The 16069-nt window shown below is 59.9% G+C and carries 15 protein-coding genes; all 15 read left to right on the forward strand.

From position 1 onward, the window contains the following. Positions 1–1163 (forward strand): phage protease (locus tag AB4Z11_RS04870; protein ID WP_442023083.1); only part of this gene is annotated, 1163 nt, incomplete at its 5' end. A gap of 25 nt (positions 1164–1188) precedes the next feature. Continuing rightward, positions 1189–1593: a hypothetical protein gene (locus AB4Z11_RS04875; RefSeq protein WP_442023084.1), complete on the forward strand. Its 405-nt coding sequence runs from the start codon at positions 1189–1191 to the stop codon at positions 1591–1593. Positions 1594–1640: 47 nt separating this feature from the next. Then, the gene (locus AB4Z11_RS04880) at positions 1641–2567 is read left to right on the forward strand and encodes a Mu-like prophage major head subunit gpT family protein (protein ID WP_442023085.1); all 927 of its coding nucleotides are present in this window, start codon (positions 1641–1643) and stop codon (positions 2565–2567) included. A gap of 219 nt (positions 2568–2786) precedes the next feature. Further along, a complete protein-coding gene (locus tag AB4Z11_RS04885) occupies positions 2787–3143 on the forward strand; it encodes an HI1506-related protein (protein ID WP_442023086.1) in 357 nt (118 codons plus the stop codon). After that, positions 3140–3538, forward strand: coding sequence for a gp436 family protein (locus AB4Z11_RS04890; protein ID WP_442023087.1), 399 nt, complete (start codon positions 3140–3142; stop codon positions 3536–3538). Before AB4Z11_RS04885 ends, AB4Z11_RS04890 begins: the two co-directional genes overlap by 4 nt. After that, positions 3535–3957 carry a phage tail terminator protein gene (locus tag AB4Z11_RS04895; RefSeq protein WP_442023088.1) on the forward strand — a complete coding sequence of 141 codons (423 nt, stop codon included), beginning with the start codon at positions 3535–3537 and terminating at the stop codon, positions 3955–3957. Before AB4Z11_RS04890 ends, AB4Z11_RS04895 begins: the two co-directional genes overlap by 4 nt. Then, positions 3954–4136, forward strand: coding sequence for a hypothetical protein (locus AB4Z11_RS04900; RefSeq protein ID WP_442023089.1), 183 nt, complete (start codon positions 3954–3956; stop codon positions 4134–4136). Before AB4Z11_RS04895 ends, AB4Z11_RS04900 begins: the two co-directional genes overlap by 4 nt. Positions 4137–4138: 2 nt before the next feature. Further along, entirely contained in the window at positions 4139–5086 is a 948-nt protein-coding gene (locus AB4Z11_RS04905; protein ID WP_442023090.1) for a phage tail tube protein, read from the forward strand. A gap of 60 nt (positions 5087–5146) precedes the next feature. Beyond that, positions 5147–5509 carry a phage tail assembly chaperone gene (locus AB4Z11_RS04910; protein WP_442023091.1) on the forward strand — a complete coding sequence of 121 codons (363 nt, stop codon included), beginning with the start codon at positions 5147–5149 and terminating at the stop codon, positions 5507–5509. 35 nt (positions 5510–5544) lie between these two features. Next, positions 5545–5865 (forward strand): DUF1799 domain-containing protein, encoded by a 321-nt coding sequence (locus tag AB4Z11_RS04915; protein WP_442023092.1) that lies wholly within the window; start codon positions 5545–5547, stop codon positions 5863–5865. Positions 5866–5867: 2 nt separating this feature from the next. After that, positions 5868–11015 (forward strand): phage tail length tape measure family protein, encoded by a 5148-nt coding sequence (locus AB4Z11_RS04920; RefSeq protein WP_442023093.1) that lies wholly within the window; start codon positions 5868–5870, stop codon positions 11013–11015. Then, positions 11016–12545: a hypothetical protein gene (locus AB4Z11_RS04925; RefSeq protein ID WP_442023094.1), complete on the forward strand. Its 1530-nt coding sequence runs from the start codon at positions 11016–11018 to the stop codon at positions 12543–12545. 14 nt (positions 12546–12559) lie between these two features. Further along, positions 12560–13405 carry a hypothetical protein gene (locus AB4Z11_RS04930; RefSeq protein WP_442023095.1) on the forward strand — a complete coding sequence of 282 codons (846 nt, stop codon included), beginning with the start codon at positions 12560–12562 and terminating at the stop codon, positions 13403–13405. Beyond that, positions 13402–15600 carry a hypothetical protein gene (locus AB4Z11_RS04935; protein WP_442023096.1) on the forward strand — a complete coding sequence of 733 codons (2199 nt, stop codon included), beginning with the start codon at positions 13402–13404 and terminating at the stop codon, positions 15598–15600. The genes AB4Z11_RS04930 and AB4Z11_RS04935 overlap by 4 nt, the downstream gene beginning before the upstream one ends. Continuing rightward, positions 15600–15752, forward strand: a complete 153-nt coding sequence (locus AB4Z11_RS04940) for a hypothetical protein (protein WP_442023097.1) — start codon at positions 15600–15602, stop codon at positions 15750–15752. Before AB4Z11_RS04935 ends, AB4Z11_RS04940 begins: the two co-directional genes overlap by 1 nt. The last annotated feature ends 317 nt before the right edge of the window (positions 15753–16069 follow it).

Here is a 16069-nt window from a genome sequence, read left to right on the forward strand (position 1 = left end):
CCATGAAACACAAGACCACCTCCAACAACCAAGCAGCCGGCCCGCTGATCGCTATCGCGGCCTGCTCAATGGTGCTGACCACCAGCAGCGAAATTCAGCTCATGCCTGCCGGCCTGTTTAAGGCGTTTGATGGCCGCCCTGGCATCGTGGATGGCAAACCGACTGGTATCCCTGCCTGGCACATTGACGACAACAAGGCCGCCGCACTGGTGGCAGCTATCAATGCTCGCCCTAATCAGTATGTGATCGATTACGAGCACCAGACGCTCAAGGCGAAAGACAACGGCCAGCCAGCGCCTGCAGCTGGCTGGTTCTCCACGGTCGAATGGCGTCCTGGCCAAGGGCTGTTCGCTACTGACGTGGTCTGGACGGCGCCAGCCAAGCAGATGATCGAGAACGAGGAATACAAGTTTATTTCGCCCGTACTCGCCTATGACAACGCTGGCGCCGTCGTTGGCCTGCTCATGGCCGCCATCACCAATTTCCCGGCAATTCTCGGCATGGACGAAATCATGCTGGCCGCCGCCACCGCGCAATTTGCTGCTCTCTCTACCCCCGTCCCTCAACAACAGGAGATTCAATTGGACCTGGACGCACTGCTCGAACAACTCCGCTGGATGCTCAACCTGCCCATCTCGGCCACCGCCGAAGACGTGCAGGCCGAGCTGACCAAGCTGGCCAATATGCTCAAGGAAGGCCGCGACGCCAACACCGCTGCGGCGACCGGCGATGTGATTGGCCTTATTAACGGTATGCGTGCCAACGTGGCCGCGCTGTCGGGTGCCACCCCGGACCCAGCCAAGTGGGTGCCTATCGAAACCATGAACGCGATGCACCAGCAGATTGCTGCGCTGACCGCCAACGCGAACACCGTTTCGCTTGACGAGACCGTCCGCGCCGCGCTGGCCAGCGGCAAGCTGCTGCCAGCTCAGGAAGCCTGGGCGCGCAATCTGGGTGCAAACAACATGGCCGCCTTGACGGCATTCCTGGGCACCACGCCGACGATTGCGGCATTGAACGGCATGCAGACGGTCAATGTGCCGCCGAACAGCATCAAGCCAGGCGTAGCCGCGCTGACTGCTGACCAGAAATCCCTGTGCGCTGCCTTTGGCGTGTCTGAGGAACAGTACGCCACCGCTGCGGCCGCACTGTCCCAGGGCTAATTGATAACCCAACCTGGAGAATTACATGACCGCACTGACTGCTGACCGCAACACTCCATCGAAGAAAACGCAGCGCCTGCCTGTCCTGGTTGCCGCCAACGCGAAGATTTATGCCGGTGCCATCGTCGCTGCCAGCGCTACCGGCTTCGCTGTTCCCGGCTCCACGGCCGCCACGCTGACCTACCTGGGCCGCGCTGAGGAATTCGTGGACAACACGGGTGGTGCCGATGGCGCCCAGACCATCCAGGTGGCGCGCGGCGAAGCCTTCTTCTACTCCAACCTCGGCGCTGACCCCGTCGTCCAGGCTGACCTGGGCAAGACCTGCTACATCGTGGACGACCAGACCGTTGCGCACTCCAACGGTGGCAATACCCGTTCGCCGGCCGGCAAGGTGGTTGGCGTTGAAAGCGCTGGCGTCTGGGTCGAGTAAGACCGCGCCAACCAGTGACCTCACTCATATATTAAGGAACCCATCTCATGTTGGTTAATAAGCAGAATATCCAAGCCTTGTTCGTGGGCCTGATGGCGACTTTCAACAAGGCCTTTACCGCCGCGCCATCCCAATGGCAGAAAGTCGCCATGCTGGTCCCGTCGACCACGGCCTTGAATGACTACAGCTGGCTGTCGAACTTCCCGGCCATGCGCGAGTGGATTGGCGACAAGGTAATCAAGAGCCTGGAAGCCTTCGACTACACCATCAAGAACAAGGACTGGGAATCGACCATCCGCGTTAAACGTAACGACATCGAAGACGACAACCTGGGCAATTACAAGATTCAAGCGGAAGGCGCCGGCAACTCGGCCGCGCAGCTGCCCGACGAGATCGTGTTCGCTCTCCTGGGCAATGGCTTCGTCAACAAGTGCTATGACGGCCAATACTTCTTCGATTCGGACCACCCGGTCAAGAAGAAGGACGGCAGCATCACATCGGTCAGCAACGTGACCAATCTCAAGCTGTCGGTGGCAACGCTGTCCGCTGCACAGTCCAGCCTGGGCGCGGCCGAAGTCGCGCTGTTTAAGATGAAGGATGACGAAGAGCGCTCCCTCAACGTCCGCCCGAATGTGCTGGTGGTAGGTGCCAACCAGATGACCGTGGCGCAGACCCTGATGACCACGGATCGCCTGGAAGACGGCAAGCCGAACCCGTACAAGGGCAAGTATGAAGTAGTGGCGGACGGTCGCCTGCCGGACAACTTCTGGGCACTGATGGATGCCACCAAGCCCGTTAAACCGATCATCTACCAGCAGCGCAAGAAGCCTGAGCTGGTTCAGCAAACTGGCATGGACTCCGACGCGGTCTTCCTGCGTGGAGAGTATCTGTTCGGTGCTGAAGCGCGCGGCAATGGCGGCTATGGCTTCTGGCAGCTGGCCTACGGTTCTACCGGCACCACCGACCCTGTCTAAGCCGGCCTGACCCGACTGCAGCCCGGTTTTGTGCCGGGCTGTACCTGAATTCACCCACACCAGGAGCATCCCATCATGGGAAAAAACGCCAAGCCCTCGGCCCCGGGCAAAAAGGGTCAAAGCGCACCATCCGTTACTGGAAGCGCTGCAAATGCGAGCAAACCAGACGAAGTGAAAAGCACYGTATCCCCAGGTCAGCCATCGACTCCGGGCGATTCGATGAATGCTGGTTCTGGCGTTGACGAGCTGGGCCAGGGCTCCGGCAACAATGACGGCGCCGGCCAGTTGGAAGAAAACACCGGCAATTATGCTGACGCCGAAAAGCCAGAAGCGTTGAACTTGGCCGGCCAGGCTGAAACTGCCGTGGCCTCGCGAGACGATGGCACCGTTGCCTGCGTGATCGTAGCTGCCAAGACCGACGGTTTCCGTCGTGCCGGCCGCGCCTGGAGCACCAAGCCACGCGCTATCCCCCAGGTGCATTTCACGGACGAAGAACTGGCCGCGCTGTGCAACGACCCGCACCTGATCGTCAGCGCTGGCCAAGTGCCCGCTGACAAGGTCGAGCACCACGTATGACTTACGCCGTCCGCAGCGACCTGGAGCAGCGTTACGGCGCCGACGAGGTGGCGCAACGTGAACTAATGCTGCCGGCCGGCGCCGTCGATCTCGCCCTGCAGGACGCTGACGCCACTATTAACGGCTACCTGGGCAATCGCTACAGCCTGCCGCTGGTGACCGTGCCGGCCAATCTCGTCCAGGTGGCCAGCGCTCTGGCGCGGTATTCGATCCTGGGCGACTCGGCCACTGACCGTGCCGTCAACGACTTTCGCGATGCGATGGCCTGGCTGCGCGACGTGTCGGCCGGGAAGGTCAAGCTGCAGGACGTGGTGCCTATCCCAGGCAACGAGCCGGCCACTGTCGTCATGGCCACGTCGTCGCCATCTGTGTTCGGACGCAATGCCCGCCCATGATTGACGCGATCGTTAAACGCATCACCGAGCATGTGCCGGACCTGAAGCTGGTTGGCAGCGTAGCGGAGTTCCAGCTGGCAGTGCAGTCAGCGCCGAAAGCCACACCGGCCTGTTTCGTGCTGAACCTGGGCGAGCGGCGCGGTCCAGTGGCGGAGGCAAACATCCTCATGCAGCGTACGCAGGCTAGTGTGGGAGTCATCTTCGCAGTGCGTAACGCTGCCGACCCGATGGGCGCCGCAGCCTCCCAAGACCTGCAGGCGCTGCGCGACCTGGTCACAGACCAAATCTATGGCTGGGTGCCGCAAGAAGGCGCAGACCCGCTGGAGCGGGGCAATAGCAACCTCCTGACGTTCCAGCACGGCTGCGTGTGGTGGCAAGACATTTATTCAACCTCCTACTACGAAAGGAGCAAGCAGTGAGCRAAGAAGTGACCAAGGATGCGGGCGCTGGCCCGTTCTTCAAGGACTGCCCTCACTGGGGCAAAGGTGGCAGCTACACCTTTGACCCGGTCAGTGGGCAGCGTACCAAGACGACCGGCAACGAACCTGGCGCAGAAGGCGTGCCGGAGAAGGCTGCCATCAAAACGAAGGAAAAATAAGCATGCCAAACATCGTATCTTCGCCGCGCCTCTTCAAAAAGAAAGTGGTCTTGGCCAAGCTGGAGACCGCTTACGGCACCGACGTAACCCCGAGTGGCGCCGCTAACTGGATCGAGGCACGTAACGTCAGCCTGACACCGATGGATGTAGAAAAGGCAGATCGCAATATCGACATCCCATCCCTGGGCAGTTCCGGCAGCATCATCGTGGCTGCCTGGGCCAAACTGGCCTATGACGTCGCGATGGCGCCGTCTGGTAGTGCAGGCGTAGCGCCAAAATGGGCGCCGCTGCTGCAGGCCTGCGGCTTCGCTGAAACGGTCACGCCGACCACGTCGGTGACCTACAACCTGGTCAGCGCCGATTTCGACAGTCTGACCAGCTATATCAACATGGACGGCACGCTGCACAAGATGCCAGGTATGCGCGGCGAGGTGAAAGCGAAGATGCCAGCCAAAGGGCTGCCCATGTTCAGCTTCTCCTTCGATTCCGTCTATGTGCAGCCTGTTTCCGGCTTGCCGCCTGTAATCAGCCGTACTGGCTGGACCATCGAGGAAGGTGTCAACAGCGCCAACACCGGCCCCGCGACCATCAACGGCGTGGACCTGGCGTTCTCCAACCTGGAATGGGCACTGGGCAACAAGATTGGCCGCGTTGACCTGCCAGGCCCGCAGGTCGAGGTGCAGATTACCGACCGCAGCCTGACCGGTTCCATTACGGTCCTGGCACCACCGCTGGCCGATTTCGACCCGTTCGCCCTGGCGCGTTCGGGAGCAACCGTACCGGTGACCACAACTCACGGCAGCGCGGCCGGCAAGAAACTGCAGATGGACCTGCTGGTACGCATCACTGGCGCCGACTATGACCAGGTCGAGGGAATGCTGGCCTATAAGCTGACCCTCGAAGGTCCACCAGTCCTGGGCAACGACGAAATTGCACTGACCCTGCTGTAACCCCGTGCGGCCTTCGGGCCGCGCTTTCAAACCCCATCTTTTAACGCATAGAGAATCCAAATGATTAAGATTGCATCGAACCCATCCTATACCGCCCCTTGCACCTTTACCCGCCCGATTGATGGTGGCCAAGTTGAAACCATCACCTTCATGGCCAAGTTCCGCCGCCAGACGCAGGACCAGGTGGAAGAAATCTACAACCGCTTTACAGGTGGCGAGAAGAACGTGGTCCGCACGACCGCCGCTGACGCTCAGCTGGTGCACGAAGTGATGTGCGGCTGGGACGGTGTCGGTAACCAGGACGGCGAATCGCTGGAGTTCAATGCAACCAATCTCGGCCTGCTTCTGAACGAACACGGTGCCCGCGCGGCCATCGTGCGCTCGTTCTTTGAATCGATCCAGGGCGCCGCCGCAAAAAACTAACCGAGGCTGCCATCGCCTGGGCGGGTGGCAGCACCATGCCAGGCCAGGACGAACTGGCCGAAGACATGGAGTTCTTCGGCCTGTACGCCGAGGCCGAGGAATACGCCAGAAGGCCTGCCCCAGTAGTGGAGTTGTGGCCAGAGCATGTGACCTGTTACCGGGTCTTCGTCGCCCTGGAAACGCAGTGGCGCATGGTAGTGGGATTCGCCGGCCTCTATTACCAGGGCATCGACTACACAAACGCCAAGTCCACCATGGAATTGATGGCTGTGCCGGCGAACGAGTGGCCGCAAGTGTTCGATGGCCTGCGCGTGATGGAGCGTGCGGCCAAGACTGTACTTAATAAAAAGGAGTGAATGTGACCCAGCCAATTCAATTCGGTATCCGCATCGACGTGGACCGTCGCCAGGCAAGAGCGGAACTGGAGGGATTGGGCGACGATGTCACGAACACCTCCAATCGCATTGCACAGGCTGGCCAAGCCATGGCAAGCGGCCTGGCCGCTGTGCCTGGCGCAGTGGCCGCCAGTGCGCAAAGCGTTAATGCTTTCGGCGAGACCGAGGCGCAGACCACCGAGCGCATCCGCAACATGGTGGCCGCTTCGGTGGCGCAGACTACGGCCCTTGCCGAATCGGCTGCCGCAGCTGACAACGCCGCCACGGCTACCCGTCGTGTCAATACGGAAAATACTGACCTGGCCGCGACTCTGGCTCGCCAGACTGCGCAGATGGCCCGCAGCACCGCCTTGCCTCCTGTGCAGGCCCAATCCTCGGAAGAGTCCGAGAAGTATGTGGCAGCACTTCGCCGCCAGGCGGATATGGTTGGCCTGAATGCTGCGGAGCAGGCCAAACTGGAAACCAAGCTACGCGGCGGCAGTGCCGCGTTGCAGGCACAGGCTTATGCGGCCGTGGACAATGCCCAGGCACTGCGCGAGCAGATCGCCGCAGAGCAGAAGAGCAGCCAGGCCGCAGACGCCTTTATCGCCAAGCTGAAAGAGCAAGTCGATACGCTGGGCATGAGCCGTACGCAGCTGCTCGCCCACCGCGCCGCGCAGTTGGGTGTCGCGGATGCCGCAGCACCGTTAATTTCCCGTCTTAACGAAGCCGGCGCCAGCGCCAACGCTGCCGGCGCGCACGCCGAAGGTCTGAGCTTTAAAACAGCCGGCGCACGCAAAGAACTTCTGGTGCTCGCCCACGAGCTGAGCCAGGGGCAGTTCCAGCGCTTCGGCGGTTCCATGATGGTCCTGGGTGAGCAAACTGGCGCCGCCGGCTTGCTGTTCAGCGCAGCGGGCCTGACTGCGCTCGGCCTGGCGGCAGCCGTTGGCGTGGTGGGTTACGCCATGGTCAAGGGCGCATCCGACCAAAAGGAAATGCAGAATGCGCTCATCTTGAGCGGCAACTATGCGGGCCTCACCAGCGATTCGTTAAACGACCTGGCGCACCAGGCCGTGGAAACGGGCGGCAGCATTGGCGAGGCAAAGAAGGCGGTCATCGAGCTGGCCGGTACGGGCAAATTCACCAGTGAGCAAATCGGCCAGATCGGCCAGGCGGCCGTGGCCATGGAACTGGCAACCGGCCAGTCCATCCAGAAGACCATCAAGCAGTTTGAGTCCCTGGCCGTCGAATCGTCCGGCAATTCCGCCCGTTCGACGGAGGCAATCTCCAAGGCAGCACTCAAACTCAATGACCAGTATCACTTCCTGACCGAGGCCGTCTATGAGCAGATTCGCGCCTTGGAGAAGGAAGGCGATGCGAAAGGCGCGTCCGCGCTGGCCACGGAAACGCTGGCCAAGGTGACCAAGGACCGGGCCGACCAGATTATCAGCAATACGGGCTACATCGCGAAGGGCTGGCATGGCGTTAAAGAGGCCATTGGTCTGGCCATTGACGCCATGGGCGACTGGGGCAAGAAGGTCACGCCGGCAATGGAAGTAGCGCGCCTGCAGAAGGAAATCGCGCAGATTGACAACGGCACCTATTCCGCCACCCATGGCGGCAGCCGTGACGCATACGACCAGGCCACGTTGACGGCAATTCGCGCATCCAACGTCAAGGCGCTGGCCAAGGCCCAAGACGACCTGAACAAGGTGAACCAGACGGCGGCCGAACAGGGCCGCCAGGCAGCCATCCAGGCTGAGGGGGCGCATGCTGCATCTCGCATCACCTACGATGACACCCGCCTGCAGAAGAAAGGCCTGGGCGAGCTGGAGGTTGCGTTGCGCGAATACGCGGACGACGTGGCCAAGGTTCGTGCCGCCAATCCTAACAGCTCGTTGGTCACGGATGACGCTGTCGCGGCGCATATTGCCGCGATCAAGAAGGCTCATGCCGAATCCCAAAAGGGGAACAACGACCGCGCCAAATTGCTGCAGGACGCACTCTTGCAAGAGCAGACGGCACTGGACCGCGAGAAGAGCATCTATGACGACCGCGACAAGATGCTCACGTTGTATCACACGAAGTTCGGCACTTCGGACGCGGAGTTTTACGCTGGCCGCAAGTCGGCCCGCGATGAATACATTGCAGCCGAGGCTGCCGCCTTCGCTCGCGAGGCGGACTTAATCAAGAGCGCAGGCACCAAGGCCAGCACGCCGGCTGAAATCGCGGCCAACAAAGAGAAATACGACGCACTGCTGCGCCAGCATCTGCAGTTCCTGGACAAGATGAAGGCGCAGAGCACCGAGGACGCCGTTAATGAGGCGGCCGATGCGAAAAAGCGCTACGACGACACCATCAAGGCGATCCAGGCGAACGGCGTCGAAGAGGTCAAACAGCTCGATGGCGCAATAGCCAAGCAGAAGGAACACAACGCGGAGATTGGCAAGACCAAGGAACAGATCGAGCTGGCCCGCAAGGCTGTGGTCGATCTGCAGACCGCGCAGTTGGAAAGTGACGCGGAATTCATCCGCAATGCGTTGGCTAAAGAGCAGTTCAACACTGAAGCTCGCACCGCGTACGAAATGCGCCTGCAGTTCCTGGAACAGGAAATCGCCAAGCGCAAAGAACTGGCCGGCGTCATGGCTTCTGGCGCCATCCTGGAAGCGAATGCAACTGCTGCCAAGCGCGCAGCGACGGACTGGAACGACACGGCCAAGACTGTTTCGACCACCTTGGCCGATGCTATCGCCAATGGTGGCGGCAATGCCTGGAAGAAGCTGAAGGCCTCGATTGTCAGCCAGGTGTTAAATGTTCCCATCAACATGGTGTCGAGCGGCGCCGCTTCGTTCCTGAACCCTACGGCACCACAGGCGCAGGGCGCAGTTTCCACCGTGGGCAATGCTCTGCAAACCGGAAATTCCTTCGTGAACATGGCCGGCAATGCCGGCAGCGCGATCCTCGCGGCCGGCAACTTCGCCGGCTCATCGACTATTGCGGCCTTTGGCAGCGGCCTGCAGCTGGGCGGTGGTGCAACCGAAGCCATCGCGGCCTATAACGCAGCTGGCCTGACTAGCGTTGGCAGCGCCATGAGCGCAGGCTCCGCTATCTCTACCGCCATTGCCGCAATCCCAGGTTGGGGCTGGGCCGCAATGGGCGCCGCAGCGCTGATTGGTATGAGCGGCATTTTCGGTCACGGCAAGGAGGATGACACTCACCTGAAGTTCGCCAGCAACAACACGGCCGGCAATATCAGCATCAACGAGCGCGGCAATGAGGGTAAGACAAACCAATCCTACATTGACGACTTCGGCACCTCGTCTTTCGGCACCTTTGGTGTTGCGTCCAGCTTCTGGATGAGCAGTGCCCAGCCGGCTGTGCAGCAGTTCATCCAGACCGTATCCAAGACGGATGATGTGCTGGCCGGCTTTTTGAGCAGCACAGAGCAGGCATCCGTTAAATCCTACCTCACGGGCAAGGACTACACCGCGCACACCGGAGCGGAAGGCGACAACCCGAACTCCAAGGGCCAGCTGGACGACGTGTTTAAGGAACGCCTCAATAATATCTTTGAGGGCATCCAGCCAGGTCTATCTGGCCTCATCCAAGGATTTAGCGGGACGACCCAGGAGCTGGCCACCGAAGCTGCCGCCATCCTGAAGTATCGCCAGGCATTGACCGACCAGGGCGAGGCGCTATTCGGCGCCAAGGTCTCCCTAGAGCAGATCGCGGCGCTGCGCCTGCCGACCGAGGCCACGTCGGTAGCCCTGACACGCGTGGCCAATGAGTTCAGCGCGACCAACCAGGTTGCGCTGTCCATGGGCAAGACCGTCCAGGACGTGTGGGGCACCATCGGCCTGGAATCTGAGAAGGCTCGCCAACAGCTGATTTCTGCTGCAGGCGGTTTGGATCATTTGAGCCAGGGCGCCGCGTACTTCGCGGAGAACTTCCTGACGGACGATGAGAAGAATGCGCCACTCATCAAGAGCGTTAAAGAGCAGATGTCCGCGCTGGGCCTGGAAAGCGTCACGACCAAGGACCAATTCAAAGACCTGGTGAAGGGCTTAGACCTCACTACGGAAGCCGGCGCCAAGGAATATGCACAGCTCATGGACCTGGCGCCAGCGTTCCTGACCGCCGCTGATGCGACGGCCGCAGCCATTGATAAAGCGACTCAGGCTGCCAAGGACGCAGAAGAGGCTGCATCGAAAAGCATCTCTGATGCGCAAAGTGCGCTGGCCGGCGCCTACGACCAGGAATCGAACCGCCTGGCCAACCTGATTAAGCTGCGCCAGGACGAGGCCGCTGCGATCCAAAAACAGATCGATTCGCTCAAGTTGGGCGACCTGTCCACGCTGACGCCGGAGCAGAAGTACCAGGAAGCCAAACGCCAGTTTGAAAACGCTAAACCGGAAGACCAGGCTGCAGCGGCCCAGGCGTTCCTGGAGGCATCGCGCAGCTACTACGGCAGCACCAGCAACTACGCCAAGGACTATGCGATGGTGCAGTCCTCGCTTGCGAAGTCCGCCAATGCCGCTCAGTCTGCGGCGAACATCGCGCAGCAGCAGCTGGACCAACTGAAGGACCAGGTAGGCAACCTCATCAAGATTGAGGACAACACCAAGGGCGTGCGCGAAGCCATCCTGGAGCTGGGCCAGGCGCTGTTAAAGAGCAGCAAACCAGCGGACGTCGCGCAAGGCAACAGCGCCATCGACAAAGTTCTGACGCAGACCTACCAGGACTTGCTGGGACGCGACCCGGACGCTGATGGCTTCGCCTGGTGGAAGGACAAGATTTCGCATGGTCTGTCCTATGACGACCTGATTGCCGGCTTTGAGAATTCCGATGAGTACAAATTCCTTCACGGCTCGCACGCGAACGGTCTGGATTATGTCCCGTTTGATGGCTACCGTGCCGAGCTGCACCAGGGCGAGCGCGTCCAGACCGCCGCCCAGGTAGCGAACGAACGCGCTGCGTCAGCACAGATCGTCCGGCTGCTTAACAGCCTGCTAGAAGAAGCCCGCGCCGATAAGCCGCAACGTGCGGAAGTGGCCCGCGCAACCCTGGACAAACTTGACCAGGTAGCCGACGGCCTGCAGGCGACCAAGCGACAAATTGCACGAAAGGCATAAATGATCCTGATTGAAGTTACGGCCGCTATCGATGCGGATGGCACTCTGCAGACGTTCTATCTGAGCGAAGACACCTTCATCACTTCCGCGACCGATACGCCTGCGCACACGGCCTTTGCTGCCGCCTTGCTTGATCCTGGTTCGATTGGCGTACATGCCTATTCGGACGATAAGACGAGCGGTGGCTCGGCATCCCTGGAGACAGGCGAAATCGTCATCGCGAACGCTGATGGCCAATTCGATAGCTGGATTAACTATGGCTTTGACGGTCGCCCGATAGTCATTCGCTACGGAACTGGCGGAAGCTATCCAGCAGCGTATCCGGTCATCTTTCGCGGAACAATGGAAACGGTAGAAGCCAGCTGGAACACGATGACCATTCGGCTGCGCGACAAGCAGGCCATTTTCGATGTGCCACTGCTCAAGACGCGCTACGCCGGCAATAACCTGCCGCCTAATGGCTTTGAGGGCACCGCCAACGACATCAAGGGCAAGGTTAAGCCGCGCGTATTTGGGACGGTGTTCCAGGTGCCTGCAGTCCAGGTCAACAGCTCTAAGTTGATCTACCAGATTAACGATGGCGCCGTTTCGTCCATCGTGGCCGTCTACGACCGAGGCGGCGCCTTGACGATTGGCGCCAACCTGCCAGATCGCGCGAGCCTGGCAGCTTCGACTCCTGGTGCGGGCAATGTTTTCACATGCCTGGCTGAAGGCCTATTCATGCTTGGTGCAACCCCTTCGGGGATCATTACGGCGGATGTGGTCCAGGGCGCAGCAAGCGAGCGAACTGTTGGCCAGGTGCTGAAGGCCATCGCTGTTGCATCGGGCCTGGCTTCGTCATCGGTCGCAGCGGCCGACGTGGCTGCATTGGATGCATTTAACGCATCGCCTGTGGGAATCTGGATCGATGATGAGGGCACGACAGTGCGCGAGGCAATGGACCAGGTGGCGGCAACCATTGGCGCCTGGTACGTCTTCGATACCGACGACACGTTGCGCATGGGCGTGCTGAGCGCGCCGGCCGGCACGCCCGTGATGACGCTGCAAGACTTCGATACTGGCGAAAACATCGAACGCCGGCCGCCGCGCGACAACGCAGTGCCGGTCTGGCGCGTGACGGTGCAGCATACGCGCTTGTGGAACGTCATGCAGCCACAAGACATCGTCGGATCAGCTACGCAAGACCAGGTCAACTATCTGACGCAGCAGACTCGTGCCGAATCGGCCTCTGATAGCAATGTCCAGAAGCGATACCTGCTGGCGAGCGACATAGCGATATCGAGTCTGTTCACCAGCGCCGCCCCAGCAGCGGCAGAAGCATCCCGCCAGCTGCAGCTGCAGAAGGTGCAGCGCACGGTCTTTGAGGTTCCTGTGCCTGTCGAACTGGTCAGCGCCGCCCAACCCAAGTTTATGGACCCCGTCATGCTGCTCCTTGGTCGATTCGGCCTGCAGGCCGGCCAGTTGTTTCGAATCATCGGAAAGCGCCTGGAGCTATCCAAGAAGACGATTTATTTAACGGTGTGGGGGTAAGGATGGCTAATTGCATGATCGGTTTTCCAAACCTGCTTACGAGCGCCACGGTCAACTCGGGTTCCTGGATCAACTCGCTGCCTTTAGCGAACATCTTAGGTCGCACACTTGGCCGCGTGGCGCGAAGCGTTGGCCTGTCTACCGATGCGACCCGCTTCATTGTCGATCTCGGCTCGGCTCAGGATGTCCGGCTGGTCGCTTTGATTAATCACAACCTGAGCATCTACGCAAAGGTGAGGATTGAGGGAAGCAATGACGCATCGTTCTCGTCCACCTTGTACGACAGTGGTTGGACTGATGCCTGGCCGGATATGTACCCATACGGCAGCCTTGAGTGGGAAGACGACCGCTGGTGGTCGCGGAAATACACGCTTGCTGAGATTAAGGGGTATGTCGCTGCTGCACGCCACATCTTGCCCTCGTCGCGTCTGGCCCGCTATTGGCGGATCACGATGAGCGATCCCACAAATACAGACGGATATGTGCAGCTTGGCCGTGTCTTCATCGGCCCGGTTTGGCAGCCAACCTACAACTACGCGCGGGGCAGTTCTCTGACTTTCGAGACCAAAACCGATGTGCAGGAGGCGCTGGGCGGCGCCGAATACTTCCAGGAGCGTAAGCCTTATCGCGTGACGAAGTTCTCCCTGGAGCACCTGACGGAAGATCAGGCCATGTTTCATGCCTTTGAGCTGGACCGCCTGGCAGGCATCAGCGGAGAGGTCTTCTGGATTCAAGACCCAGAGGACACGATCCACTCGATTCGTCGGCAGTATCTCGGCCGATTCCGCCAGTTGAGTGCATTGGACCACCCTTACTTTAACAACTACCGTAAAGCCTACGAAATCAAGGAGCTGCTATGACCACCCTACTGGTGAATGGAAACACGTACACGGACGACGATGACCCGCTGACTGGCATGGGGCGCGGCGGTTATCGCGACCGCCTGCTGCCGATGCTGAGTGACACCATGACCGACGTGGGCGGCAAGAAGGATGCTGCCGCTGCATCGGTAACGGCAGCCGCCGCCAGCGCAGCAGCTGCCGCTGGTTCGGCAGCGACTGCTGCGTCCGCGCCAGGGACGTCTGCAACCAGCGCTTCCGCTGCGTCGATTGGTACTGGCGTGGTGAATATCGTCATCCAGGCAAACAAGGCGATTGTGCCTGGCATGAGCGTTAAAATGGCTGTGACCGCTGCGGCATCGAACTGGAATCACGGTGACGTCCAGGCCTATAACTCGGCAACGGGTGCATTGACGATTAACGTTACACGCACGCAAACTGACCCGGTCAACCCTGTTGCCAATTCGTCCGCGTGGACTGTCAGCTTGTCTTCGCCAAGCTATCAGAATGGCGCGGTTGGCGGAGCGTACTACAACAACTCGATTACAGCAGATATTGTCCTCGCTGCGAACAGCCCTCGGTTGCAAGCTCTTGCGGCTATTCGTCCAGGTGTTTCCGTCATTTTGCCGGATGCGACGACGCTGCCGCCTGGTCCTGGTCAGTTTGAGCTGCGCAGCATGGCTGGCTACGCATCAGATTACGAATTCGATATAGCCATTAAAGACAAGGCAGGTAATCTCCTGGGCTTCCTATCCCCGTCGGCCAGCGTAACCTTAGGGTTGATTGATAACACCAGCGCTTCGGGAATTTGGCACATTCCAGGGCTTCTGCCGATTGGCTCGCCAGCGCTCGGCAAGGTGAGCCTGGCTTCAGTGGTGAACGGCTCCGGGGGCACTTGGACCAAAGTAGYTCAATTGGACGTTACGCGCGCTTTGTTGTTGATCTATGGTGTCTCGCTGCATGCCGTTATCTTCGATGCTTCCACTGGCACGTTTGGCACGCCGGTTCTGCTGCGCGCAACACTTTCTACGACCGGCGTGGATGCCACCGTGGCGGGTCTTCTGATTGGCACAAACCAAGTGCTGGTCACGTCGGCCCAGGACGGAACCACCGCACTGCAAACGGTGGTCCTGTCTATCAGCGGCAGCGCGATCACGCCTGGCACTGTCGTTAGCACTACTCTTGCCGCGACGCTTACTCGCATCGTGGATTTTGTGACTGTGGGCAGTACCTATGTCCTCGCCTATGCAGTATCCACGACGGCCTTACGCACTTTGGTTATTACGGTTTCGGGAACGACTCCAACGGTAGGGGCCGAGATAGCCGCGACTACTACTGGCGTCATGGCCATTTTGCCGATGACGGCGACACTATTCATTGCCCTGATTTCTTCAGGCACAACTGCCATCGTTGCGCGCCCAGTGACGATATCGGGCACTACCCAGTCGCTCGGCACCACAGCATCTCTCGCCTGCACCACGCTGGACTCGTTTGCGGTGCGGCTGGTCAGCACGGGCCGTTGGATGGCTGCAGTTATCAACGGCACGGCCAAGGCGGCAATCGTGTCCGTGTCCGGCACAGTGGCCGCATGGACTGCGCAGGTCGCTATGTCCACCATCACCAACATTAACGTTGGCGGCATGGTCACCAACTCGGGACCAGGGACGCCTGCTATTACCGTGGCCACGTCGGGACTGGACGGCAGCGGCCGGTTTGTCACCGAGTTTGCGCACATCTACGACAACGCTGGCACACCAACATCTGCTGGTTCGTTCATCCTGCGCGCATTCGCAGCTGCTCAAACTGTCGTGGCTTTGAGCGACGTTTCGACACTATCCTACTGGCTGGTCACGTCGGCCAAGGAAGCGCTGGTACTTCGGTTTAGCTCCGTTGTCTCGTTCATTCTGAACTCTGAATACCGCATCGGTGYCATCGCGGCGAACGCCCAGGCGATGCCCTCGGCAGACCCGCTATATCCGAAGGTCAACCTGGCGCGCAACGCGCTGGCTGGCTCCAGCTATATCGGCCTTGGCGACGGCAGCAAAGAGAGTCTGCGCATTCAACCAGGCTCCTACCTGACCGTCATGGACCGTCCATTCCAGGCCGTAAACAATATGTCCTACTGCGCCAAGGGCGCCGATGATTCCGAAGCCTGGGTGGCCTTTAGCCAGGCACCTGAAACTGCTGTATATCTCCAGAAAGTGAAGGTTGCGTGATGATCTTTGTAGACACCGATGTGGGCACCTTCGGCCCATACGCCACGGTTGAAGTGTTGGACGACCGCCTGCGCGTTGATGAGGCAGAGCTGCCGTTTACGGTTATAGGGAACTGGGAACGATTGGAAGCGGCTGCTGTTAGCGGTGAATAACAGATCTGGGTGGCCCTTGCTTTAATCCGCTTTCATACGGCGACAGCAATTAGCCGACACCTTCCGCGCGTAGTGCGGATGTTGCGATGGCAACGAATCTACGGGTGTGCGGGCCAAACGCTGTAACTCGGCTTGGCCCCACATTCCCGCTATTGTGCTGTATTAGCAGCAGTCGGTCGGTTTGCTGCGGCCATCTCATTAGTTCTGGCCATTTGCTCTACTGCCTCCTGCTGCATGTCCCTGATTGCGGACGAATTTGAGTCGATAGACCTTTCGAGCGCGTACGCTTGCTGCGCTAAATCAGCCATATCTGATAT

Source organism: Pseudoduganella sp. RAF53_2 (assembly GCF_052113985.1).
Lineage (GTDB): Bacteria > Pseudomonadota > Gammaproteobacteria > Burkholderiales > Burkholderiaceae_D > Rugamonas.

Bases quoted from the DNA above. Each gene is read 5' to 3' on its own strand.
- AB4Z11_RS04875 (WP_442023084.1), top strand. From the start codon at position 1,189: ATGACCGCACTGACTGCTGACCGCAACACTCCATCGAAGAAAACGCAG.
- AB4Z11_RS04880 (WP_442023085.1), top strand. From the start codon at position 1,641: ATGTTGGTTAATAAGCAGAATATCCAAGCCTTGTTCGTGGGCCTGATG.
- AB4Z11_RS04885 (WP_442023086.1), top strand. From the start codon at position 2,787: ATGAATGCTGGTTCTGGCGTTGACGAGCTGGGCCAGGGCTCCGGCAAC.
- AB4Z11_RS04890 (WP_442023087.1), top strand. From the start codon at position 3,140: ATGACTTACGCCGTCCGCAGCGACCTGGAGCAGCGTTACGGCGCCGAC.
- AB4Z11_RS04895 (WP_442023088.1), top strand. From the start codon at position 3,535: ATGATTGACGCGATCGTTAAACGCATCACCGAGCATGTGCCGGACCTG.
- AB4Z11_RS04905 (WP_442023090.1), top strand. From the start codon at position 4,139: ATGCCAAACATCGTATCTTCGCCGCGCCTCTTCAAAAAGAAAGTGGTC.
- AB4Z11_RS04910 (WP_442023091.1), top strand. From the start codon at position 5,147: ATGATTAAGATTGCATCGAACCCATCCTATACCGCCCCTTGCACCTTT.
- AB4Z11_RS04915 (WP_442023092.1), top strand. From the start codon at position 5,545: ATGCCAGGCCAGGACGAACTGGCCGAAGACATGGAGTTCTTCGGCCTG.
- AB4Z11_RS04925 (WP_442023094.1), top strand. From the start codon at position 11,016: ATGATCCTGATTGAAGTTACGGCCGCTATCGATGCGGATGGCACTCTG.
- AB4Z11_RS04930 (WP_442023095.1), top strand. From the start codon at position 12,560: ATGATCGGTTTTCCAAACCTGCTTACGAGCGCCACGGTCAACTCGGGT.
- AB4Z11_RS04940 (WP_442023097.1), top strand. From the start codon at position 15,600: ATGATCTTTGTAGACACCGATGTGGGCACCTTCGGCCCATACGCCACG.